This window comes from Mycobacterium hubeiense (assembly GCF_002838065.1).
Classification (GTDB): Bacteria; Actinomycetota; Actinomycetes; order Mycobacteriales; family Mycobacteriaceae; genus Mycobacterium; species Mycobacterium hubeiense.
Map to the genome: position 1 here is coordinate 1 of NZ_PIZU01000011.1, position 22,432 is coordinate 22,432.

A 22,432-nucleotide genomic window follows, 5' to 3' on the forward strand; every position below is an offset into this window, starting at 1 on the left:
TCGCAACAGCCCGTCAGCGCGACCGCGCGCGCCGAAATCGCAAGCTAGGCGCGGGGGTGCGCTTGGTCGTGCACCGCGCGCAGCCGGGCGACAGTGACATGGGTGTAGAGCTGGGTGGTGGCCAGCGTCGAGTGACCCAGCAATTCCTGCACGATGCGCAGATCCGCCCCGCCCTCCAGCAGATGGGTGGCGGCGCTGTGCCGCAGGCCGTGCGGCCCGATATCCGGCGCACCGTTGACCGCCGCGACGGTCTGGTGCACGACGGTGCGGGCCTGACGTGGGTCGAGCCGGCGACCGCGAGCGCCCAGCAGCAACGCGGGGCCGGATTGGTCATTGGCCAGCGCGGGCCGACCGTCGGACAGCCACGCCGTCAGCGCGGCCTGCGCCGGCTCGCCGAACGGCACGGTGCGTTGTTTATTGCCCTTGCCCAGTACGCGCAATAGTCGACGGGAGGTGTCGACGTCATCGATGTCCAGCCCGCACAGTTCACTGACCCGGATGCCGGTCGCATAGAGCAGCTCCACAATCAACCGGTCCCGCAGCGCCAACGGATCTCCTTGCTGCGCACCGGATTTGGCGGCGGCCATGGCGTCTAGCGCCTGGTCTTGGCGCAGCACGGCGGGCAGCGTGCGGCGGGCCTTGGGCACCTGCAGCCGGGTGGCCGGGTCAGTGGGCAGCAATCCGCGCCGCGACGCCCACCCGGTGAACGTCTTGACCGCCGAGGTGCGCCGGGCCAGCGTGGTGCGGGCAGCGCCCGCGGAGGCCTGGGTGGACAACCACGATCGCAGCAGCGGCAGGGTCAGGCTGGTGATCTGCGCGTCGGGAACGCGTTCGGCGACGAAGTCGAACAGCGACCGAAGATCGCCGCGGTAAGCCCGGCGGGTGTGGTCGGAACGAAGGCGCTCGAGCGCGAGGTACTCGTCGAACTCGTCGAGCACCGACTCGATGTGGGCCTGCACTCCCCTACCGTCGCAGATGCGGGCGGCGTGTCTACTCGACGCGCCGCAGCGCTTCGGGTGTGAGGTCTTTGCGCGTGGGATAACCGTCGACGGCCATGATCAAATCGGCTTCGGCGAGCAGCGAGCGCAGCACGTGCACGACGCCGTCCACCCCGCCCAGCGCGAGCCCGTAGGCGTACGGGCGGCCGATGCCCACGGCGGTGGCGCCCAGGGCCAGCGCCTTGACGATGTCCGCGCCGCTGCGAATGCCCGAGTCGAACAACACCGGCATCCCATCGGCGGCCTCGACCACCGCGGGTAGGCAGTCGATGGCGGGGATCCCGCCGTTGGCCTGACGGCCGCCGTGGTTGGAGCAGTAGATGCCGTCGACGCCGCCGTCTTTCGCGCGCCGGGCATCGTCGGGATGGCAGATGCCTTTGACGATCAACGGCAGCTTGGTCAGTGAGCGCAGCCACGGCAGGTCGTCCCACGTCAAGGGATTGCCGAACAGTGACACCCAATGCAGCACGGCGCCTTGCAGATTCTCCTCGGGCGGCTGCGACAGGCCGGCGCGAAACACCGGATCGCTGAAGTAATTCGCCAGGCAGCGACCGCGCAGCTGCGGGAAGTTCGACGTCGACAGATCACGCGGTCGCCAGCCGGGGATCCAGGTGTCCAGCGTCACGATGATGCCCTTGTAGCCGGCCGCCTCGGCGCGCTGCACGAGGCTGGCCGCGAGATCCTTGTCGGTGGGTGTGTAGAGCTGGAAAAACCCTGGGGTGTCGCCGAATTCGGCGGCGACATCTTCCAACGGGTCTTCGGTGAGGGTGGACACCACCATCGGCACGCCGGTGCGCGCGGCGGCCTTGGCGGTGGCGAGGTCGCCGTGGCCGTCTTGTGCGCAGATGCCGATGACGCCGATCGGCGCCATGAACACCGGCGAGGGCAGGCGCAGCCCGAACAGCTCCACGGTGAGGTCGCGCTCCTTCGCGCCGACGAACATGCGCGGCATGAGCCCCCACTGGTCAAAGGCCGTGCGGTTGACCCGCTGGGTGCGTTCGTCACCCGCACCGCCGGCGACGTAGGAGTACACCGACGGCGGCATTGCGGCCTCCGCCTTGGCCTCCCAGTCCGCGTACGCCATCGGCATCGTCGGCACGATGCCGGACAGCCCCTGCAGATAGATCTCAAGTTGGTAATCGCCGAATGCCATGACGGCTAGCGTGCCAGCCGGGTCTTACGCGCTGGCGCCAGCCTCCGCCTTGGCGAGTTCGGCCTTCCACTGCCGGAACGTCTCCTCGGTGCGGCCGCGGCGCCAGTACCCGGAGATCGACGACGCCCACTTCGCGTCGACGCCGCGTTCCTTGCGGATGTAGGGCCGCAGGTTGTGCATGACGGCCTGCGCCTCACCGTGGATGAACACCTGCACCTGGCCCGGCAGCCACGGCGTCTCCTTGACCGCCGCGATGAGCGGGGCTTGGTCGCCTGCCTGGCTTTCCGGCACGAGATCGGCGCGGCCGCCGCGGTAGATCCAGTTCACTTCCACCCCGGGCGGCGCGGTGAGTTCGATTTCGTCCTCCGGTCCGCCGACTTCGATGAACGCTTTGCCAATCGCGTTGTCGGGCAAGGCTTCCAGCGCTGCGCCGATCGCCGGCACCGCCGATTCGTCGCCGGCGAACAGGTGCCAATCCGCCGCGGCATCGGGGGCATAGGCGCCACTGGGCCCCATCAGGTAGGCGGGCTGACCCGGCGTGGCCGCGACGGCCCACGGCCCGGCGACGCCGTGGTCACCGTGCACGACGAAGTCGATCGTCACCTCCCGGCGCTCGGTGTCGGCTCGGCGCACGGTGTAGGTGCGGACCGCGGGTTGCTGCTCGGCGGGCAGGGTTTTGAAGCTGTCGAGCGTCAACGGCTGCGGCAGGGCGGCGACGTCGACACCGTCGGCGACGAAGACCAGCTTGACGTAGGCGTCGGTGTAGCTGTTCGGAGTGAACGTGTCGAAGCCGGTCCCCGAACCTGCGTCGCCGAGCACCACGCGGATCAGATGCGGCGTCAACTGCTCGGTGCGAGCCACTTCGAACGTGTGAATCGGGCGTGTCGCCACTGCTCCTCCAAAATTTATTAGCCAGCCTCATCGACTATACGAGCGCCGCCGCCGTGAAAGTGCTCTACGGCAGCTTGCTCAGCTTCCAGCGGCCGTCCTGCTGTACCACCAGACCAGCCACTTCTAACATCGCCAGCGGCCCGAGTATTCGCTGCGCGGGCATACCCGAGGCCACCGCGATCTCGTCGGCGGTGCGAAATCCGCGGGCCGGCAGCGCGTCGTACACCCGCTGTTCGGCCTCACCCAGACCGTCCAGCGGCGATGTCGGGTGCTGCTCCTCCGGCGCCAGTTCGCCGACGCGGCCCACCAGCTCAGCGATGTCTTCGGCCCGAGAGACCAGCTGCGCGCCGTCGCGCAGCAGCTTGTGACATCCCGCCGAGACCGACGATGTGACCGGCCCCGGCACCGCACAGACCACCCGGCCCAGCATCCGCGCCCAGGCCGCGGTGTTGGCCGCGCCGCTGCGCAGGCCGGCCTCTACCACGACCGTTGCGCCTGCGAGCACGGCGACCAGCCGATTGCGGGTCAGGAAGCGCAACCGGCCCGGATGCACCCCCGGCGGATACTCACTGATCACCAGTCCGGTCTCGGCGATGCGACGCAGCAGGGTCGTATGGCCCGACGGGTACGGCCGGGCCAGACCCCCGGCGAGGACGGCGACGGTCACCCCGTCGCTCGCCAGCGTGGCGCGGTGCGCCGCTCCGTCGATGCCGAACGCTCCACCCGAGACGACGGCGACGTCGCGCTCCACCAACCCCACGGCCAGATCGGCGGTGACGTGCTCGCCATATGCAGTGGCGGCCCTGGTGCCGACGATCGCAGCGGCGCGCTCGGCCACCTCGTCCAGTTGCGCCGGCCCGACCGCCCACAGCACCAGCGGCGAGCGCCCCTCCCGACGGCGCAGTACCTGCTCACCGCCGAACGCAGTGAAGCTCAGTGTTGGCCACTCATCGTCGTCGGCGGTGATCAGCCGTCCGCCCAGCCGGTCGAGAACCTCTAAATCCCTTGCTGCGCAATCAATATGACGTCGAGCTCCGGTATGCGGGGCCAGCTCCTCGACCCCGCCGCACCGGACCATGTCGGCAGCTTCGACCGGACCGACCTGCGCCACCAGCGCCGCAAGCTCGGCACACGGTGGTTCGGCAACGCGGGAAAGATAGGCCCACGCGAGCCGGACATCGTCGGTCATCACCCACCTCCACCTTGGCGGAAACTCAGCGCCGTAGTGACTTCGTCACGCCCCGGCGAGGTGAGCCCGCCCAGATCGCTCAATGTCCACGCGACGCGCAATGTCCGATCCATGCCACGGATGCTGAGCAGACCGCGGTCCAGCGCCGTGCGCACCGGCGCCATCGCCGACGGGCTCAGCCGGAACTCGCGCCGCAGCAGCGCACCGCTTACTTCGGCGTTGGTGCGAATCCCGTGCGGACGCCAGCGTTCCTCGGCCGCCGCCCGCGCCGCGGCTACCCGCTCGCGAACTTGACCGGTGGACTCCCCTGCCTCGACACCGAACGCGCCGGCCTTGACCGGGTGCATCTCCACGCGCAGGTCCACCCGGTCCATCAGCGGGCCCGACAACTTGCCGAGGTATCGGCGCTTCACCGACCCGCCACAGATGCAGTCGCGGGGGTCCGCGGGCGCACACGGACATGGGTTGGCCGCCATCACCAACTGGAACCGTGCCGGGTACCGGGCCACGCCGTCGCGTCGCGCGAGGCGAATCTCGCCGTCCTCCAACGGTGTTCGCAGCGCCTCCAGCGCGCTCACGCCGATCTCGGCGCATTCGTCGAGAAACAGCACACCGCGGTGCGCGCGGCTGACCGCACCGGGGCGGGCAAACCCGGATCCACCCCCGACGAGCGCGGCCACACTCGAGGTGGGGTGGGGCGCAACGAATGGCGGCCGGGTGATCAACGGCGTGTCACCCGACAGCAGGCCTGCGACGGAGTGGATCGCCGTCACCTCCAGCGCCTCTTCGTGCGACAGCGGTGGCAGCAGACCCGGAAGCCGTTGCGCCAGCATCGTTTTACCCACACCGGGCGGTCCGGTGAGCATGAGGTGATGCGCGCCGGCTGCGGCCACCTCGACGGCGTACCGGGCGTGTGACTGACCGATCACATCGGCCAGGTCGAGCGTGTCCTCAGGCGTGGCCGGCGGTGCGGATATGCGCTCGGCGAGCTGCGCCTTACCGGACAGCCATGAACGGAGCTGGCCGAGCGTGTGCACACCGAGCACGTCGATGCCCTCGACCAGGCTGGCCTCCGCCAGATTGTCGGCGGGCACCACCACCGTGGGCCAACCGTCGCGTTTGGCCGCCAACACGGCCGGCAGCACGCCCTTGACCGCACGCACCCGCCCGTCGAGCGCCAGCTCACCGAGCAGCACCGTCTTCTCCAGCCGGGCCCATGACGACTTTCTCTGCGCCGACAACACCGCCGAAGCGATGGCCAGGTCATACACCGAACCCATCTTCGGCAACGTCGCCGGCGAGAGCGCCAGCGTCAGCCGCGACATCGGCCAGCTGTTACAGCAGTTGGTGATTGCGGCACGGACGCGGTCTCGCGACTCCTGCAGCGCCGCATCGGGCAGCCCGACGAGATGCACACCCGGCAGCCCGGACGTGATGTGGGCTTCGATCTCCACGAGCACGCCGCTGAGCCCCCGCACCGCGACTGAAAATGCTCTGCCCAGCGCCATCAACCCACCGCCTGCAGATGGGTGATCTCCGGCGTCGGGCGCCGGCCGATGCGCACCCCGATGACGTCGAGGCGCACCGCGTGCCACCGCTCGTCCTGCCCGGCCAACCACAGCCCGGCCAACCGCCGCAGCCGACGCACCTTGTCCGGCGTCACCGCCTGCTCGACACCGCCGAACCCCTCGCCGGTGCGTGTCTTGACTTCGACGAATACCGCGGTGCGGTTCGCAACGTCCGCGGCGATGATGTCCAGTTCGCCGTAACGGCACCGCCAGTTGCGAGCCAGCACGCGCAGGCCCTGCAACGTCAGATAGTCGACCGCCAACTGCTCGCCCAATGCGCCGAGCTCGGCGCGGGTCCACGCTTCCATGTCGCCACCATGCGGTGCGCGACCGACAGGGCCGGCAGATCGGGCGCTAGTTATCCCCAGTTACGACTTCATCCACAACCGAGGCATTTGTGTCAGGCGGCGGGTGTGTTCGCCATCGCCTCGTAAAGCACCGCGATCTGGGTCGGTGACACCGCGACGTTGCAGCCCCGCTGCTGGTCGATCAGCGGCTGCGCGATGGCCCTCAGCTCCGCGTACTCCTGCGGATGCGCCACGAAGTAGTCGCGGACAGACTGCTCGGCTCCTTGGCCCCTGGTGCCCGCCGCGGTCAGCACATCGTTGGCTCCGGGATGGGTTTCGAGGTACTGCCCGGCCGCGCTGAGCACACCGCTGGCCGTAGTCGCGAACGCGGCCGCACTGCAGGGCGGCGCCGCGCTGGCCGGAGGCAAGGCAATCGTGGCAGCGGCAACGCCGCCCAGGACACCGGCGGCAAACACGCCGCCAAGACCTGCAGACATAGTCATCGGTTGTTCCTCATTCCCCAAGCGAAGGGTCACATCCCCGCACCCGACAGCGAAGTACCCGAACCCCGTCAAGATCAATCAGGTTCGATCTACCGCAGCCAACGAGTCCGGGCACGGTGGGCGGTATGGTCATTTAGGTAACCCTCAGCTAAACGACGAGCGGACCGTCAGGCGCACTTTCGGGAGGACCTTCTTGATGCGGACACGTTGGAGAGTCGCCGCAGTACTGTCCGCCGTTGCCATGATCGCGGCCAGCGCCACCGCCTGCGGTTCTGGCAGCGGCGACGAGCTCCTGATCTACAACGCCCAGCATGAATCGCTCACCAAGGAGTGGATCGACGCCTTCACCAAAGAGACCGGCATCAAGGTGACCTACCGCCACGGCGGTGACACCGAGATGGGCAACCAGCTCATCGCCGAGGGTGATGCCTCGCCCGCCGACGTATTCCTCACCGAGAACTCCCCCGCCATGGCGGCCGTCGAACGCGCCGGCCTGTTCGCCGATCTCGACTCCGAAACACTCAATCAGGTTCCGCCGCAATACCGTCCGCCCACCGGCAAATGGACCGGTGTCGCGGCGCGCACCACCGTCTTCGTGTACAACAAACGGCTGCAGCCCGACCAGTTGCCCAAGTCCATGATGGATCTGCAGCGGCCAGAGTGGAAGGGCCGCTGGGCCGCACCGCCGGCACGGCCGGACTTCCAGGCCATCGTCTCGGCGCTGCTGCAACTAGAAGGCGAGGCAGCGACGGCTCAGTGGCTCGCGGGCATGAAACAGAACGCCGTGCTCGAGGACAACAACGTCTCCACCCTCGAAGCTGTCAACGCCGGGGAGATCGACGGCGGCATCATCTACCACTACTACTGGTACCGCGACCAAGCGGAAACCAAAGAGATCAGCGGAAATACGGCGCTGCACTACTTCAAGAACCAAGACCCCGGCGCGTTCATCAGCGTGTCCGGCGGCGGCGTGCTCGCATCCAGCGACAAGAAGGACCAGGCGCAGCAATTCATCCGTTTCATCACCAGCCGGGCCGGACAGGAAGTGCTGCAGAAGGGCACCTCCTTCGAATACCCGGTGGGCAGCGGAGTATCGGCTAACCCGGCTCTGCCCCCACTCGCCGATCTGCAAGCGCCCAAGGTCGATCCCTCAAATCTGAACGCCGAGAAGGTATCCGACATGATGACGCAGGCTGGCCTGTTGTAAGTGGTCGCTCCGACGGTTTCGCTTCCCGCCACGCCGGTCGCGCGGCCAGACAAGACCGCTCGTCCCGGCCCGCTCGTCGCTGCCACGGTGACGGTTCTGGTTGCCGCGACGTTCATCCCGCTGGGATACGTGGTGTGGGGAGCGATCTCCGTCGGCTGGCGACGCGCCTACGAGCTTGTCGTGCGCCCCGGGGTGGGCGAACTGCTGTTCAACACCATCGCTCTGGTTGCTCTGACCGTGCCGCTGTGCGTCGTCATCGGCGTCGGGGCGGCCTGGCTGGTGGAGCGGACTGACCTACCCGGTCGCTCGTTCTGGCGGCCGTTGTTCGTTGCGCCGCTTGCCGTTCCGGCGTTCGTCAACAGCTACGCCTGGGTCGGGGTGATCCCGGGGTTGCACGGGCTGTGGGCGGGAGTCCTGATCACCACGCTGTCGTACTTTCCGTTCATGTACCTGCCGGCGGCGGCGACCCTGCGCCGACTCGACCCGACCGTCGAGGAGTCCGCCCGCGCATTGGGATCCGACACACCCGGCGTGTTCTTCCGGGTGGTGTTGCCGCAACTGCGGCTGGCGATCCTCGGCGGCGGCCTGCTGATCGGTGTCCATCTCCTCGCCGAATACGGCGCATTCGCCATGATCCGCTTCAACACCTTCACGGTCGCGATCTTCCAGCAATTCCAGGTCACCTTCGACGGTGCGGCGGGCAGCATGCTCGCCGGTGTGCTCGTGCTGCTGTGCCTGGCGCTGCTGATTGCCGAAGCTTCGGCGCGCGGGTCGGCCCGTTACGCCAGAATTGGCTCAGGCGCACCGCGGGCAGCACCTCCGATACCGTTGGGCCGCAGCACAATACCGGCGTTGGCTGCGGTCGTGGCATTGGTGGTGGCGGCGCTCGGCGTTCCGGTCCTGACGCTTGCGCGCTGGCTGTGGATAGGCGGTGCCGACGTCTGGGAACTCGGCGCCATCGGAACCGCGCTCGGCCAAACCCTCGGGCTGGCCTCCGTCGCCGCGATCCTGACGACGGTGCTGGCATTTCCCGTCGCGTGGGTGGCGGTGCGGTCGCGCGGTGTGCTCGCCCGTGTCGTCGAGGGCGCCAACTACGTCACGAGTTCACTGCCCGGCATCGTGACCGCGCTCGCGCTCGTCACCGTCGCCATCCACGTCGCCCGCCCGCTGTATCAGAGCGTGCCGCTGATCATCTTCGCCTACGTCCTACTGTTCATGCCGCGCGCATTGGTCAACGTCCGCGCCGGCCTTGCCCAGGTCCCACCGAGCCTCGAAGAAGCGTCGCGGTCGTTGGGCAGCTCCCCGTCGGCGACCTTCTTTCGGGTGACGCTGCGGCTCACCGCACCCGCCGCCGCTGCCGGCGCCTCGCTGGTATTCGTCGCGGTGGCAACCGAATTGACGGCCACACTGTTGCTGGCGCCGACGGGCACCCGGACCTTGTCGATGCTGTTCTGGTCGTTCAGCAGCGAGCTCGACTACCCCGCGGCGGCGCCGTACGCACTGATGCTCGTGCTGATCGCCATCCCGGTGACGGTGTTGCTGTTCCGCCAGTCGACGAAGGTGGCCGCGCTGTGAGCACACCGGTACTCGACGTCCGCGGACTCGCAAAGTCCTTCAACGGCAACACCGTTCTCGATGACATCACCCTGCAGCTGGAGCCCGGCAGCACCACGGCCGTCGTCGGCTCATCCGGCTGCGGCAAGACCACGTTGTTGCGCCTCATCGCCGGCTTCGAGACGCCCGACGCCGGCACCGTCACCATCGCGGGCCGACAGGTGGCCAGCCCGGAATCAGCTGTAGCGCCCCATCGCCGCGGGGTCGGCTATGTCGCCCAGGACGGTGCGCTGTTCCCCCATCTGACCGTCGAGCAGAACATCGCGTACGGGCTTCGCGGAGGAATTCGCAACGGCCGCACCCGCGCACGCGTCGCGGAGCTGTTGAAAACCGTCTCGCTGGACCCATCTTTCGCGGCGCGTCGCCCGCATCAGCTCTCCGGCGGTCAGCAGCAGCGCGTCGCCTTGGCGCGGGCGCTGGCCCGCCAGCCGGTGCTGATGCTACTCGACGAACCGTTCAGCGCGCTCGACACGGGCCTGCGGGCATCGACCCGAAAAGCGGTCGCGCAGTTGCTCTCCGGCGCGGGGGTGACGACGCTGCTGGTCACCCACGACCAGGAGGAAGCCCTGTCGATCGCCGATCAGGTGGCGGTCATGCGCGACGGGCGGTTCACGCAAGTCGGCGCCCCGCAGCACGTCTACCGGCAGCCCCGCGACCGGTTCACCGCGGAGTTCCTCGGCGACTGTGTGACACTGCCGTGCGTCGTCTCGTCAGGAGTTGCCGAATGCGCGCTCGGCCACATACCGGTGCGGGGGGACGACGGCCCCGGGACACTGCTGCTGCGGCCCGAACAGCTCGTGGCCACAGTGGTTTCGGACAGCGGTCAGCTCGAAGGCGTCGGCACGGTGTCGGCGGTCGAGTTCCTCGGCCACGATGTGCTGTTGACCATCGAGCCCGCCGGCGAGACCGAGCCGATCGTCGTGCGCCAGCACAGCCTCAACCCGCCGCCGATCCACGCCAAGGTCCGCATCGAGGTCGTCGGCAGCGGAGTCGTACTCCCCTAGCTGCCGCGTTTGTAGTGCTCGTTCGCCGCACGCACCGCTGAGATCAGCGGCATGGGCAGGCCTTGGCTCTGCGCAAAAGAGAGAAGCGCGTCAACATCTTTCGGCAGACAACGCCCCGAGTAGCCGCGATCGTCTGGAAACACGGCAGTGTGGTCGCGTTCGACGCGCGGATCGAGCAGCCAGCCCTCTCGAACGGCGAACCAGTTGGCGCCCACCCTTTGACACAAGTCGTAGAACTCGTTGACGAACGTGACTTTGGTTGCGAGATAGCAGTTTTCCATGTACTTGATGATTTCTGCTTCCACCGCCGAGCATTCAAAGAACCGTGTGCCGGCGCCCTCGATCGCGGTGAGGGTGCCCAGGAACCAGCGCCGGTCCTCGGGTTCGCCGCCGATGATCTGGAACGACTGATCGTGAGCCCACTGGTCCCACGAATTGCTCGCGAACGTTGTCTCGCCCACGTATTCAGGGCTGAAGCAAATCGACTTGTTGGTGGCGGCGACGAGCTCGTCCGTCGTCCCGGGGGGAACGGTCGAGCGCAGAAGAACTCGCTCGCACGGGATTCGCTTGACGGCCTCGACGACATCCGAAACGTCCGCGGCACCGTCAAGACCCGGCGGTGTTCCGACCGCGACGACGACGAAAGCACAGGTACTCAGCGCCTTTTCGGGATACGGACGTCCATCTGCGATGTCATAGGTCACTGTTTCAACGCCGGCCCGCCGGAGTCGATCCGCAACGTTGTGACCGACATGGCCCATGCCAATGATCCCCACGCGCATGAAGTGACCCTAACCGACGTCGGCCTGCGGTGAGTTGAGCTCGCGATGCACAGCGGGGATGACGTGGCTCAGGTAGCGGCCGAGCCGGACAAACGAGGTGCCGCTGTCGCGGAATGAGTACGTGATCGGCACCTCGGCATAGCGAAAACCCTTGGCCAACAGGTCGAGTGTGAGGACCTGCGCGTAGTTGTAGTCGTGCACGATCTCGGCGGCGGCGGCCGCGGCGGGCCTGAAAGCGCGGTAACCGCTCTGCCCGTCGGTCAGGTCGCGACGCCGGGTGAGCCAGCGCACCCACAGGGTCAGAACCTGGTTGCCGAACCGGCGGTGCGGCAGCATCCGACCGATCTCGCCTGAAAATCGCGAGCCGACGACATAGTCGGCCTCGCCGGCGAGGACGGGTGCGAGCACGGCCGCCGCGTCGGAGGGCGCGTATTCGCCGTCGGCGTCCAGGTAGAGCACGGCGGCGGGGCGGTACTCCATCGCCTCGGCGAGCCCGCGGCGCACGGCCGCGCCCAGGCCGAGGTTGCGCGGCTGCGCCACGACGACGGCGCCCGCGGCCTGCGCCCGCGCGGCCGACGAGTCGGTGGAGCCGTCGTCGATCACGAGCACCACGAGCCGTCGCCCGAGATCCTGTGCGAACAGGCCGGCCACGACGCCGCCGACGGTGGCTTCCTCGTTGTGCACCGGCAGAAAGGCGACGACCGGCGCATCGGGCGCGACGGGGATAGGAGGCGGCACCTGCGGCAGCTCCCGCGGCAGCCGCCACCGGCCCCAGTACGACGGCGCAGGCACGACGAGCGCGACGCCGCCGACAGCGAGCGCGTAGATCGTCTTCACGGCATGCGTCGTCAGCGCGATGGCGAACGCAGGCCCGGCGGGCACCCCGATCGCCACCATCGCGGCGGTGGCGGCGGCCTCGTAGGTGCCGATGCCGCCGGGCGTGACAGCAAAAGCCTGCGCGACGATCGTCACCGCAGTGACCGCGACGGCCTCGGTCAGGGTCAGGGGATGCCCTGCGGCGCGGGCGATTTCGTATACCACCGTCGATTCGAGGATCCACGCCGCAACCACCGCGGCGCAGGCCGGCAGCGGAGGCAGGCGCACCTGGGCCCCACCTGCGGCCAGCCGCATCGACCAGACCAGACCGGCCACCACCGCGACCGCCGCGACGGCGGCGAACACCCACCACCACGGCCCCACCAGGCGCGGCATCAGACCCGGCACGGCGATCACGGCGAGCCCCGCGACCGCGAGAAAGTCGGCGGCGCGCATCGTGACGGCCGACGCGATGACCGGACGCGCTTCGAGGTCGGTGCGACGCAGCACGCTGGTCACCCGCAGTGCTTCGCCGAGCCGCAGCGGCAGTACGTGATTGCCGAGCAGGCTGACGTGCAGCGCCGCCCATGACTGGCCGGCGCTGAGACCGGGAAGCGTCGCCCGCCAGGCCAGTGCCCGCAGGACGAACGCGGCGGCGTAGCAGGTGAGCGCCAGGGTCAGCCCGAGCGGTGCGTCGACCAGCGATCGCAGCACCCGGCCCAGCGCGGCGAGGGCCTCGCGGTCGAGCACTCGTGCGAGGTACCAGACGGCAATCGCCAATATGACGAGCCCGGCTACCGTCCGTATGCGCCGTCCCACGAGAGTCGACCCTAACGGGTTGATCACTCGCGTCTGGTGCGAGTGATCAACCCGTCAAGGCAAGCCCCGCTGGACAGTTCGGGCATGGGCGCAGGCGGCCACGCCAGCCGCGCTGCCGGAGCAGATCGGCGATCAGCCTCGCTGTGCGGCACGCATCGCCATAGACGAGGCCGTAGGTCACGCGCGTTGTCACAAGCCCTGATCGGCTCAACTCGGCGAGATCGCGCAGCGCATCGCGATCGCGGTCACCCGGCGAATCGTGAAACGCCTGGCCGTCGAGCTCGACGACGACACCCTGCGCTCGGTACCTCACGTCCTGATAGGTCGACTGGCCGGTCGCAGTGCTGCGCGCTTGACGCTCGCCCGCCGGCAGCCCGTGTGCCCGCTCGACGCGGTGCAGATAACCCCGCTCCAGCACCGAGCAGGCGCCATCGCGCACATCGGCCAGCATCGCCTCCAACGTGGCGCGGCCCGTCACGCGTCGACGCTCCGCCAGCGTCCGCAAGACACGCTCCGGGCTGGTGCGACGGGTGGAGCACACCCGCGCCAGTGTGGCGAACGCCGCCGTTACGTCGTCGCGACGCAAGTCGTCGGCGATGACGTCGATTAGTGCGTGCTCGAGGCGGATCGCGGGCGGGCTGCGGTCCAGTTCGGCACGCTGCTCGAAGTCCGGGGTCCGATGCACAACGATCCGCGGCAGCGATTGCAGGTTGCGTCCCGGCGCCACCGCGACATGCAGCACCGTGGTCGGCGGGCCGGGCAGTGCCGATACGTGGGCCAGCGCGGCGGGCCACAACGCCAGCACCCCAGCCCATTGCCACTGCGCCCAGGACGGCCGGCCGCTGTGGTTCACGTAGACGCCGCGATGGACCTGAGTCAATTCGCGCCGACGCAGCAATCGAGTGATATCGCGGTCGGTACCGCCTGCGGCAAGGATCTGACGACGCGCGACGACGCCATCCTGCGCCCAGACCAGGTGCTCGACATGCCCCAGATGCCATGCCCGCCGCGCCATGGCTGTCAGAGTCGCACCAGCGACGGGTTGCAGCCAGCGAGCAGCGCCGGTTCTTGTGGATAACCTGTGACGAGCGGGCTTGACGGGTTGATTACTCGCACCTGGTGCGAGTAATCAACCCGTCAACGTCACGAGTGCCGGTGAACGCGAGGGGGCATAAACGTGCGATGGGCGATGGCGGGCGTCGCCCTGGTCGCGTTCCTCGCGGCAGCATTGGGCATCGGGGTGTCGGCGACGCCGAACGAACCCGTCGCAGTCGACGAGCCGCAGTACCTGATGACGGCGCAATCGCTCTGGGCTGACGGCGATTTGGACATCAGCAACCAGATCGCCGCGCGCAGCTGGCGGGAGTTCACGCCGGTGGAGCCGCCGATCGAGACGGTGACACAGCCAGACGGCCGCCAAATCAGCCCGCATGACCCGCTGCTGCCGATCGTGCTGGCGGTGCCGGTCGGCCTGGCGGGTTGGGTCGGCGCGAAGCTGACGATGGCGGTGCTCGCCGGGGCCCTCGCGGCGCTCACGCTATGGGTCGCGGTTCGGCGGTTCGCGGTGCCGACCGCGCTCGCCGCCACCGGCACCGGCATCGCTGCGGCGTCTGCCCCGCTCGCGGTGTACGGCCAGCAGATTTACCCGGAATTGCCCGCGGCGCTGGTCTGCCTGCTCGGCGTGTCGGCGATCACCGGTAGGCGTTCACCGGCCTCGCTGGCGCTGCTGGCCTGCACGGTGCTGGCGCTGCCGTGGCTATCGGTGAAGTATGCGCCGGTCGCGGTGGCGCTTGCCGTCGCCGGCGCGCTCCGCATCGGTGCGCGGCGGGAATTGGCGTGGTTCGTCGGCATCCTCGCCGCAGGCGCCGCGGTCTACGCGCTGATTCACGTGGCCGTGTGGGGCGGGCTCACCGTCTACGCCAGCGGAGACCATTTCGCGCAGACCGGGCAGCTCGGGGTGATGGGAGAAGACCCCAACTTCGTGTTCCGGTCGTGGCGGCTCATCGACCTGCTGGTCGACCGCACCTTCGGACTGGCCGCATGGCAGCCCGGCTGGCTGCTGCTCGTTCCGGCGCTCGGGGCGCTGGCAGCGAAAGGACTCGGAATGCCCTGGGGCAGAACGACACTCGCGTTGCCTTTGGCAGCTGGTTGGCTCGTCGCCACCTATCCTGCGCTCACCATGCACGGCTACTGGTGGCCGGGCCGCCAAGTCGTCGTCGTGCTGCCGCTCGCCGCACTGATCATCCTCTGCTGGCTCGCCCGAGCCGGCCGCATCGTGCGCGCCGCAGCCGCGGTGCTGGGCGCCGCAGGAGTGTTCACCTACGGCTGCCTGCTGGTGGACGGCCACACCGGAGAAGTGACGTGGGTCAACGGATTCCAGCAGGCCGACGCTCCGGTGTTTCACGCGCTACACCCGCTGCTCGCCTACTACGGCACGACGACCAGCAATGTCGTGTGGGCCGGGATGATCATCGCACTGCTGGCCGCCGGGTTCTGGCAGGCGCGTCGCGCGCGTTCAGTCCTCGACGACGTGGTCGCGGAACCGCTCCCGAGCGGCCGCCCATAGTCGCGCGTCCCAGTCTCCGCGACCCAACGCGTCGACGGCGGCGTAGGCCATCGCGAACGCATGGTGAGTGTTGTCGTGGGCGAAGAGCCCGAGCCGGCCGAATGTCGTCACCGACCGCAGCGAAATGGCCCACTGGTCAAGTCCGCGCAGGTGTTCGGCGTAGCCGTGCTCATACACCGGGTAGACGTGACTCAGCCGTCGCACATACACCCCGTCGAGCCGAAGCGGCGGCAACCCGAGCCGGGCAAGCGTATCGGCGACGAGGTCCGCGAGTTGTTCCGGTGACGCTGACCAGATCGGGTCGGTGTCCTCAGCCGCACAAGGGATTTCGCAGCACAGCACAGTGCGGTCGGTCGGATCCTCTTGGGACACGCGATAATTGGCCGGCTCGGAGATGCGACTGATCGGCGTGTCGGCGTCGGGTAGGTAGGTGGCGTCGAACTCGGTCCAGCGGGAAGGCGACGAGTGGACGAGGTACACGAGCACCATCGCGCGGAAGGTCAGCTTCGCGGCATCGGCGACGGCATGTGTTGGGGCGCTTGGTGTTACGAGTTTGGCAAGCATGGTCAGCGGCGCCGTGGTGAACAGATGGCCCGCGGTCAGCGCCGCGCCGTCCGCGGTGCGCACTTCCACCCCGTCGCGTCCCGGCCTGATCCCGGTCACCTCGGCGCCAAGCTGCAGCTTGACGCCGCGGTCGACGGCCGCGTCGGCGACGGCCTCCACGATCTGCCCGAACCCGCGGCGCGGATAGTGGAACATTCGCCCGGCACCGTCGGACGGGCGGCGCAGCATTCGCCCGGCGATCTTCCATGGCGTATCGGTGCGCACCCGCACGCGGGCTTGCTCGGGGTCGATCTCCTCGCCCGGCCTGCCCCACAGCTTGACGGCGTACGGCCCGTACAGCCGGTCGTACAACGTCGGGCCGAGGCCGCGGCGTAACGCGTCCGCGTAGCTGGTGGGGGTGCCCCGGCGCCGCATCGGCGCGGCGACTGCTTCTGCGCCGATGCGCGCGATCGTCGCGGGGGGCAGCGACCGCGCGAGGTCTGCGGGGCGCAGGGGAAACCCGACCCATCGGTCGTCCACCCGCAGCCGGCCGTGCCGCGGCCGGGTCTGCAGGTCATCGCCGAGCAGGCTGCGCAGATCGGCCATGATCTCCGGCGCGGTGCTCGGATGCAGGCGATGGCTGCCGTGGTCGACGCGGACGCCGGCCACCGAGAAGCTCGCGGCCATGCCGCCAACCGTGTCGGCCCGTTCCAGAACCACGACGGAGCGGCCGGCCCGGCTGGCCCGCCAGGCGGCCATCAGCCCCGCCGGCCCGGCACCGAGCACGATCAGATCCGCCGACGTCGACATGGGCTAGACCCTACGAGCATCCCGTTCCGCGATAAGGCCTTCCTGCGCCAGCGTGGCGGCGATGACGCCGTCGGCGCGGATCAGGCTCCCCGTCACGACGCCCCGGCCGCGCGCGGCGGCCGGTGAGCTGGTTTCGAGCAGATTCCACTGGCCGGCGCGGATCGGCCGGTGAAACCAGATCGACGAGTCGGTGGTGCCGCTGCGATGGGTGCGGGCCTTCATCGAGTGTCCGTGCACCTGAAGGGCCGGGTCGATCATGTACACGTCGGTGACATAGGCGGCTATCAGGGTGTGCACCAACGGATCGTCGGGCAGTTCGACCGTTGTCCGCCACCACAGCCGGCGGACGAAGTCCACGCCGGTGCCCTCGTCGACAATCCGGATGTCGAGCTCGTCGAGCGGCATGGATGGTGCCGGCCCAGCGGGCCCGGTAGGCGCAAGCGTGTCGGGATCGGCCGGCATCGACGAGCGCCGGCCGTGCTTTGGGCCGGGCAGTTCCACAGCGAACGACACGGTGGCCGTCGTGAGTAGGCGTCCGTCCTGAAAGGAGTCGACGCGGCGCGCGGCGGCGGTCCGCCCGTCGAAAACCCTTGTCACGGTGTAGTTGACGGGGTTGCCGGCCTCGCCGCCGCGCAAGAACTGCAGATGCATATTGGTGGGCAGTCGGTCGGCGTCGACCGTGCAGCATGCTGCGGCGAGGCTCTGCGCGACGAATTGTCCGCCGTAGGAACGCTTTCCGTCGGGTCCGCTGGCAGACCCGATGAATGTGTCCTCACCGTCGCCGGGCTGCACGTCGAGCAGTTTGAGCAGTGTGCTCATGCCACGATGCCCGATTCGATCAGGCCGCGAATGGCGTCGGCGCTCAGGCCCAATCGGTCGGCCAAAACTTTCTCGGTGTCGTCACCGAGCGCCGGGGCGGCGGACGGCGGTGGATAGACGCCGTCGAATGCCAGCGGCAGTCCCGGCGCCAGATACTCACCGATGCGGGGCTGGTTCAGCGGCGTAAACAACGCATTCGCGGTGACACGTTCGTCGGTCACGACCTCGGCGAAGCTGCGATACCGTTCCCACAGAATCGATGTCGAGGACAGCGCCGCAGCGACCTCGTCGGCGGTGTGTTCGGTAAACCACACCGTGAAGAGGCCGGTGAGCGCGTCGCGATGCCGGTACCGCTCGCCCTCGTCGGTGAAGTCAGCGCCGAGCGCGTCGCCAAGCGCCGCAACGGCTTTGGTGGTCCCGGTGAGTTCGGTCAGGTCGCGGAAGTGCCGGCCGGTGAGGGCGACGACCATGAACGAGACGCCGTCGCTGCTGGTGAAGTTCTGCCCGTAGGTGCCGTACACCGAGTTGCCGATGCGTTCGCGCGCGGTGCCGTTCACCATCGCCTCGGTGAGCAGGCTGAGGTTGCCGGCTGTCGCCAGCGCAACATTCTCCAATGGAATGCTGATCCGCGCGCCTTCGCCCGTGGCGTCGCGGTGGCGCAGCGCCGTGACGACGGCCAGCGCCGCGTAGATACCGCAGGCCACATCCCACGCCGGCAGCACGTGATTGACGGGTTCGGAGAGGTTGGCCGGGCCGGTGACGAGCGGGAAACCGAGCCCTGCATTGACGGTGTAGTCGACACCGGTTCCGCCGTCGGCGCGGCCGGACACCTCGACGTGAATGAGGTCGGGCCGCAGTTTCGCCAGGGCGTCGTACGAATGCCATTCGCGGCCAGCAACATTGGTGACCAGCACGCCGCTTTCGGCGATCAGCCGCTGCACCAGTTCCTGGCCCGCAGGCGAGCGCATGTCGGCGGCCATCGACTGCTTGCCTTTGTTCAGCCCGGCCCAGTAGATGCTCTCGCCGGAATCGGTGACCGGCCAGCGGTGATAGTCCGCGGCGCCGCCGATGGGGTCGACGCGGACCACGTCGGCGCCGAGTTGGGCGAGTGTCATTCCGGCCAGCGGCACCGCGACGAAGCTCGAGATCTCGACAATTCGCACGTCGGCCAGGGGCATACCGGTCATCGGGCCAGTTTAGGTTCGGGCTCAGAGGCTCCCCGCAGCCGCTCACCCCCGCGAAACTGTAGTTATCGGGCAAAAGTGCGGGTAACGGCCCCGACAACAACAGTCTCGCGGCGCGACACACTGTCGCTATCAACCGACGAGGCCCAACGCCGCCGCTTCGATGGTGTCCTCGGATAGCAGAACCTGCAGTGCAGCATCGCCGAGCGGAATGAAGCTGTCCTCGCTGGCCACCCGCGCCACCCGGCCGGTAAAGCCATGTGCCAGCAGCTCGGCGAGGACGCCCTCCCCCACACCACCGGTTTTGCGGGTTTCGTCGACAATCAGCACCCTGCCGGTCGCCCGCGCTGCGGAAAGCATGTCGTCGACCGGAAGCGGCGCCAGCCAGCGCAGGTCGACGACGCGAACGCCTATGCCCATGTCGGCGAGTCGACGTGCGACGCGCAGGCTCATCCACACCCCGTTGGCGAACGTGAGGATCGTCAAATCGCTGCCGTCGCCGTAGCTGCGGGCGCGGCCGATGGGCACCCCGGCCGCGGGATAGGGCGCGAGCCATGCCTCGTCGCCGTCGGCGTACAGATCGCGGGTGTGGTAGAGCGCGATCGGTTCGAGGAATATGCAGGCGACGCCGGTCGTCTTCGCCGCGGCGGCGCAGGTGTGCAGCATGCCCGCGGCGTCGTCCGGACGCGACGGAGACGCGATCACCAGCCCGGGGATATCGCGGATCGCCGCAATCGAATTGTCGTTGTGGAAGTGCCCGCCGAACCCCTTCTGATAGCCGTAGCCGGCGACACGCACCACCATCGGATTGCGGTACTGCCGGTTTGAGAAGAACTGCAGCGTGGCACCCTCACCGCGGATCTGGTCGGCGGCGTTGTGAAAGTAGGCCAGGTATTGAATCTCCGGTATCGGCAGCAACCCGGAAACGCCTGCGCCCAAAGCTAATCCGAGGATGGCTTGTTCATCGAGCAAGGTGTCGAACACCCGGGCCGGGCCGGCCTTGTTGAGCAGTCCGCGGGTGACGCCGTAGACACCGCCTTTGCGGGCCACATCCTCGCCGAACACCATCGCCTCCGGATGACGCGCCAGAATATCTCCCAGCGCGCGGTTGATCGCCTGTGCGAGCGTCAGCGGCTCACCCGAACCCGTTGCGGCACTGGGCACGACGGCCATCGCCTCGTCGAGCGCCTCTCGCAGCGGCGCCGTCACCGCGGCTGCGCTGGCGAGCTGGGGCAGCTGGGCGACCTCGCGAGCGATGCCCAGCACCTCGGCACGCTTGGCCTCGTAGCGGTCCAGCACCTCGGACGGCGTCAGAATTCCTTGGGAGATAAGCAGTTTCGCCGCGCACAGCACTGGATCACGCTCGAAATCGGCGGTGATCTCGGCCGGCCGGCGATAGCCCGGCTCGTAGTCGGACCCGGCGTGACCCATCAAGCGGACCGTCCGCAAATGGAGAAAGGCCGGACGTCGGCGGGTGCGCACCCAGTCGGCAGCGGCCGCTGCAGCATCGAGAGTCGCCGGCAGGTCGGAGCCGTCGGCGTAGAAGTACTGCAGACCGTTCCGGTGCCCGTAGGTTCGCGCGATCCAGTCGCGCGGCGTCTTGACGCTGATACCGATCCCGTTGTCCTCGCAGACGAACAGCAGCGGCATCGGCACACCCTGGTATGCGGAGTGCAGCGCCGAATTGATGGCGCCCACCGCCGTCGAATGGTTCACCGACGCGTCACCGAAGCTGCACACTGCGATCGCGTCGTCGGGCCAGGGGCACGCCACGTCGAGCTTGCGGGCACGGGCAATCGAGAACGCCACGCCGACCGCCCGAGGTAGGTGCGAGGCGATGGTCGAGGTCTGCGGAATGACATTGAGGTCGTAACGGCCGAAAACCTTGTGCCGCCCACCCGAAATCGGCTCCTCGGTGGCGGCCACCACGCCCAGCAGCACGTCGCGCAGCGGGTCGCTGCCCTTTACCTGCGCGGCCCGGGCGAGGAAGAACCCGCCCGAACGGTAGTGCAGCAGAGCGGGATCGGTGGGCCGGAGCGCGGCGGCGACCGCGGCGTTGCTCTCATGACCCGACGAGCCAATGGTGTAGTACCCCTTGCCCTGTGCACGTAGCCACCGCGCGGCCAAATCCAAATGACGGCTGCCGAGTTGAGCGTCGAAGAGCGCCAACCATTCCCGCGCATCCGGCGCGGCAGATCTCGTGCCCTCGCGCAGCGCGGAGATCGTCGCCGTGAAGTGCTCGTCGACGGGCTCGGCCATGGCCTCAGATCAACTCGATGGCGTCGGCGATCGACTGCAGCACGCGGCTGGGACGGAACGGGTACCGCTCGATCTCCTCCACCGTGGTGGATCCGGTGAGCACCAGGATCGTCTCCAATCCCGCCTCGATGCCCGCCACCACGTCGGTGTCCATCCGGTCGCCGACCATGACGGTGCTTTCCGAGTGCGCCTCGATCCGGTTCAGCGCGCTGCGGAACATCATCGGGTTGGGCTTGCCGACGAAGTACGGCTCGCGGCCGGTGGCCTTGGTGATCATCGCTGCCACCGACCCGGTCGCGGGCAGCGGGCCCTCGGCCGACGGCCCCGTGACGTCGGGATTGGTCGCGATGAACCGGGCACCGCGAAGAATGAGGCGAATGGCCTTGGTGATGGCCTCGAACGAGTACGTCCGCGTCTCCCCGAGCACGACGAAGTCGGGGTCGATGTCGGTCAGCGTGTAGCCGGTCTCGTGTAGCGCGGTGGTCAGGCCGGCCTCGCCGATGACGTACGCCGAGCCACCCGGCAGTTGGTCGTTGAGAAACGCCGCGGTCGCCAACGCCGACGTCCAGATCGACTCTTCGGGTACGGAGAGGCCCGACCGCATCAAGCGCGCCGCAAGATCGCGTGGCGTGAAGATCGAATTGTTGGTCAACACGAGGAAACGCCGCTTCTTTTCGACGAGGCGCTGCAGAAACTCGGCGGCTCCGGCGAGGGCGGCCTCTTCGCGCACCAGCACACCATCCATATCGGTCAGCCAGCACTCCGCAGTCCCGCGCACCCGCCCAGTGTCTCAAGCGGCGCCGCAGCCCATTATGAAAACGCCGGCACCACAAAGCGACGTACGGCCCTCTCTTCGACCGCGGCTGTGCCCATCGGCCAGTACAACAACGAGAGCACCACGCGCACAATCCATTCCGCAGCCAGCGGATCATCTGGCCCGAGGCCGGCCAGCTCTGCCGCCGCGGCGGCCAGCCGAGGTGAGTCGGTCAGCGTCCGATTGACGTTGTCGGCGGTCGGTGGTGCGGCGATCAGCGAGGCTGCCACCGGGTCGGCGCGCACTGCCCGCACCGAGGTCAGGATCGCATTCACGACGCGCTCGGACCCGTGCAACCCAGCAACCGCGGTCCGGACATCCACGCCGATGCGCGCGATCGATCGAGCGAGTACCGCATCGCGGATCGCGCTCTTGCCGCCGACATGGCGGTAGATGGTGGCCCGCGAGCAGCCCGCCCGTTTCGCGAGGTCGTCGATGTTGAGCAGATCCAGCCCGCGCGCGGCGATCACCTCCGCGGCGGCGTCGTAGATCCGTTCGATCGCCAGATCCCGGCGGTCGCCGCCGGCCAGCCAGTCCATCATCGAGACTCTACTGCCCAAATGCCTCGTCTTGAGACATTCGTCCGGAATCCGTCTCAAGCCGTGT

20 protein-coding genes are annotated in these 22,432 nt (G+C 68.5%); 4 read left to right on the forward strand and 16 right to left on the reverse strand.

Features of this window, described 5'->3' with window-relative positions; all coding sequences use genetic code 11:
* Positions 1-44: 44 nt before the first annotated feature.
* The 7 genes from CWS39_RS10640 to CWS39_RS10670 all read right to left on the reverse strand — a co-directional run bounded on the left by CWS39_RS10640 (position 45) and on the right by CWS39_RS10670 (position 6,589).
* Complete coding sequence (locus CWS39_RS10640; RefSeq protein WP_102143008.1) at positions 45-947, reverse strand: tyrosine recombinase XerC; 903 nt, start codon at positions 945-947, stop codon at positions 45-47.
* 43 nt (positions 948-990) lie between these two features.
* Positions 991-2,151 carry a lactate 2-monooxygenase gene (locus tag CWS39_RS10645; RefSeq protein WP_102142892.1) on the reverse strand — a complete coding sequence of 387 codons (1,161 nt, stop codon included), beginning with the start codon at positions 2,149-2,151 and terminating at the stop codon, positions 991-993.
* A 24-nt stretch (positions 2,152-2,175) separates the two neighbouring features.
* On the reverse strand, positions 2,176-3,042 hold the full coding sequence (locus CWS39_RS10650) for a siderophore-interacting protein (RefSeq protein WP_102142893.1): 867 nt from the start codon (positions 3,040-3,042) through the stop codon (positions 2,176-2,178).
* A 64-nt stretch (positions 3,043-3,106) separates the two neighbouring features.
* Positions 3,107-4,231: a DNA-processing protein DprA gene (gene dprA / locus CWS39_RS10655; RefSeq protein WP_102142894.1), complete on the reverse strand. Its 1,125-nt coding sequence runs from the start codon at positions 4,229-4,231 to the stop codon at positions 3,107-3,109.
* The gene (locus CWS39_RS10660) at positions 4,231-5,739 is read right to left on the reverse strand and encodes a YifB family Mg chelatase-like AAA ATPase (protein ID WP_102142895.1); all 1,509 of its coding nucleotides are present in this window, start codon (positions 5,737-5,739) and stop codon (positions 4,231-4,233) included. The genes dprA and CWS39_RS10660 overlap by 1 nt, the downstream gene beginning before the upstream one ends.
* Positions 5,739-6,107: a YraN family protein gene (locus CWS39_RS10665; RefSeq protein ID WP_102142896.1), complete on the reverse strand. Its 369-nt coding sequence runs from the start codon at positions 6,105-6,107 to the stop codon at positions 5,739-5,741. Before CWS39_RS10665 ends, CWS39_RS10660 begins: the two co-directional genes overlap by 1 nt.
* Before the next feature lie 92 nt (positions 6,108-6,199).
* Entirely contained in the window at positions 6,200-6,589 is a 390-nt protein-coding gene (locus tag CWS39_RS10670) for a hemophore-related protein (RefSeq protein ID WP_102143009.1), read from the reverse strand.
* Positions 6,590-6,785: 196 nt separating this feature from the next.
* Between CWS39_RS10670 and CWS39_RS10675 the strand changes: the two genes are divergently transcribed.
* From CWS39_RS10675 to CWS39_RS10685, 3 genes are read left to right on the forward strand one after another with little or no spacing between them, the layout of a single operon-like run.
* Positions 6,786-7,796: an iron ABC transporter substrate-binding protein gene (locus tag CWS39_RS10675; protein WP_102142897.1), complete on the forward strand. Its 1,011-nt coding sequence runs from the start codon at positions 6,786-6,788 to the stop codon at positions 7,794-7,796.
* The gene (locus tag CWS39_RS10680; protein ID WP_102142898.1) at positions 7,797-9,371 is read left to right on the forward strand and encodes an ABC transporter permease; all 1,575 of its coding nucleotides are present in this window, start codon (positions 7,797-7,799) and stop codon (positions 9,369-9,371) included.
* A complete protein-coding gene (locus CWS39_RS10685) occupies positions 9,368-10,414 on the forward strand; it encodes an ABC transporter ATP-binding protein (protein ID WP_102142899.1) in 1,047 nt (348 codons plus the stop codon). The genes CWS39_RS10680 and CWS39_RS10685 overlap by 4 nt, the downstream gene beginning before the upstream one ends.
* On the opposite strand, the gene CWS39_RS10690 is transcribed toward CWS39_RS10685, so the two are convergent.
* The 3 genes from CWS39_RS10690 to CWS39_RS10700 are packed head-to-tail and all read right to left on the reverse strand — an operon-like array spanning position 10,411 to position 13,846.
* The gene (locus tag CWS39_RS10690) at positions 10,411-11,196 is read right to left on the reverse strand and encodes a Rossmann-fold NAD(P)-binding domain-containing protein (protein ID WP_102142900.1); all 786 of its coding nucleotides are present in this window, start codon (positions 11,194-11,196) and stop codon (positions 10,411-10,413) included. The two genes, CWS39_RS10685 and CWS39_RS10690, sit on opposite strands and share 4 nt — an antisense overlap.
* A 9-nt stretch (positions 11,197-11,205) precedes the next feature.
* Positions 11,206-12,831: a lysylphosphatidylglycerol synthase domain-containing protein gene (locus CWS39_RS29150; RefSeq protein WP_199178059.1), complete on the reverse strand. Its 1,626-nt coding sequence runs from the start codon at positions 12,829-12,831 to the stop codon at positions 11,206-11,208.
* 46 nt (positions 12,832-12,877) lie between these two features.
* The gene (locus CWS39_RS10700; protein WP_102142901.1) at positions 12,878-13,846 is read right to left on the reverse strand and encodes a type IV toxin-antitoxin system AbiEi family antitoxin domain-containing protein; all 969 of its coding nucleotides are present in this window, start codon (positions 13,844-13,846) and stop codon (positions 12,878-12,880) included.
* A 174-nt stretch (positions 13,847-14,020) separates the two neighbouring features.
* On the opposite strand from CWS39_RS10700, the gene CWS39_RS10705 reads away from it, so the two are divergent.
* On the forward strand, positions 14,021-15,397 hold the full coding sequence (locus CWS39_RS10705) for a hypothetical protein (RefSeq protein ID WP_102142902.1): 1,377 nt from the start codon (positions 14,021-14,023) through the stop codon (positions 15,395-15,397).
* On the opposite strand, the gene CWS39_RS10710 is transcribed toward CWS39_RS10705, so the two are convergent.
* From CWS39_RS10710 to CWS39_RS10735, 6 genes are all read right to left on the reverse strand, one after another.
* Positions 15,347-16,750: a protoporphyrinogen/coproporphyrinogen oxidase gene (locus CWS39_RS10710; RefSeq protein ID WP_102142903.1), complete on the reverse strand. Its 1,404-nt coding sequence runs from the start codon at positions 16,748-16,750 to the stop codon at positions 15,347-15,349. The two genes, CWS39_RS10705 and CWS39_RS10710, sit on opposite strands and share 51 nt — an antisense overlap.
* A 3-nt stretch (positions 16,751-16,753) precedes the next feature.
* Positions 16,754-17,569 carry an acyl-CoA thioesterase gene (locus tag CWS39_RS10715; protein WP_102142904.1) on the reverse strand — a complete coding sequence of 272 codons (816 nt, stop codon included), beginning with the start codon at positions 17,567-17,569 and terminating at the stop codon, positions 16,754-16,756.
* Positions 17,566-18,756, reverse strand: a complete 1,191-nt coding sequence (locus CWS39_RS10720; RefSeq protein ID WP_102142905.1) for a CoA transferase — start codon at positions 18,754-18,756, stop codon at positions 17,566-17,568. Before CWS39_RS10720 ends, CWS39_RS10715 begins: the two co-directional genes overlap by 4 nt.
* A 129-nt stretch (positions 18,757-18,885) precedes the next feature.
* Entirely contained in the window at positions 18,886-21,012 is a 2,127-nt protein-coding gene (locus CWS39_RS10725) for a thiamine pyrophosphate-dependent enzyme (RefSeq protein WP_102142906.1), read from the reverse strand.
* A 4-nt stretch (positions 21,013-21,016) separates the two neighbouring features.
* Positions 21,017-21,790, reverse strand: coding sequence for an HAD-IIA family hydrolase (locus CWS39_RS10730; RefSeq protein WP_199178061.1), 774 nt, complete (start codon positions 21,788-21,790; stop codon positions 21,017-21,019).
* Between the two features lie 32 nt (positions 21,791-21,822).
* On the reverse strand, positions 21,823-22,365 hold the full coding sequence (locus CWS39_RS10735) for a TetR/AcrR family transcriptional regulator (RefSeq protein WP_102142908.1): 543 nt from the start codon (positions 22,363-22,365) through the stop codon (positions 21,823-21,825).
* Between the last annotated feature and the right edge of the window lie 67 nt (positions 22,366-22,432).

Excerpts from the sequence above, each read along its gene's own strand:
- CWS39_RS10710 (WP_102142903.1), bottom strand. The coding sequence starts at position 16,750 with ATGTCGACGTCGGCGGATCTGATCGTGCTCGGTGCCGGGCCGGCGGGG.
- CWS39_RS10645 (WP_102142892.1), bottom strand. The coding sequence starts at position 2,151 with ATGGCATTCGGCGATTACCAACTTGAGATCTATCTGCAGGGGCTGTCC.
- CWS39_RS10665 (WP_102142896.1), bottom strand. The coding sequence starts at position 6,107 with ATGGAAGCGTGGACCCGCGCCGAGCTCGGCGCATTGGGCGAGCAGTTG.
- CWS39_RS10700 (WP_102142901.1), bottom strand. The coding sequence starts at position 13,846 with ATGGCGCGGCGGGCATGGCATCTGGGGCATGTCGAGCACCTGGTCTGG.
- CWS39_RS10720 (WP_102142905.1), bottom strand. The coding sequence starts at position 18,756 with ATGACCGGTATGCCCCTGGCCGACGTGCGAATTGTCGAGATCTCGAGC.
- CWS39_RS10660 (WP_102142895.1), bottom strand. The coding sequence starts at position 5,739 with ATGGCGCTGGGCAGAGCATTTTCAGTCGCGGTGCGGGGGCTCAGCGGC.
- CWS39_RS10725 (WP_102142906.1), bottom strand. The coding sequence starts at position 21,012 with ATGGCCGAGCCCGTCGACGAGCACTTCACGGCGACGATCTCCGCGCTG.
- CWS39_RS10715 (WP_102142904.1), bottom strand. The coding sequence starts at position 17,569 with ATGAGCACACTGCTCAAACTGCTCGACGTGCAGCCCGGCGACGGTGAG.
- CWS39_RS10690 (WP_102142900.1), bottom strand. The coding sequence starts at position 11,196 with ATGCGCGTGGGGATCATTGGCATGGGCCATGTCGGTCACAACGTTGCG.
- CWS39_RS10670 (WP_102143009.1), bottom strand. The coding sequence starts at position 6,589 with ATGACTATGTCTGCAGGTCTTGGCGGCGTGTTTGCCGCCGGTGTCCTG.
- dprA (WP_102142894.1), bottom strand. The coding sequence starts at position 4,231 with ATGACCGACGATGTCCGGCTCGCGTGGGCCTATCTTTCCCGCGTTGCC.
- CWS39_RS10675 (WP_102142897.1), top strand. The coding sequence starts at position 6,786 with ATGCGGACACGTTGGAGAGTCGCCGCAGTACTGTCCGCCGTTGCCATG.
- CWS39_RS10735 (WP_102142908.1), bottom strand. The coding sequence starts at position 22,365 with ATGGACTGGCTGGCCGGCGGCGACCGCCGGGATCTGGCGATCGAACGG.
- CWS39_RS10705 (WP_102142902.1), top strand. The coding sequence starts at position 14,021 with ATGGCGGGCGTCGCCCTGGTCGCGTTCCTCGCGGCAGCATTGGGCATC.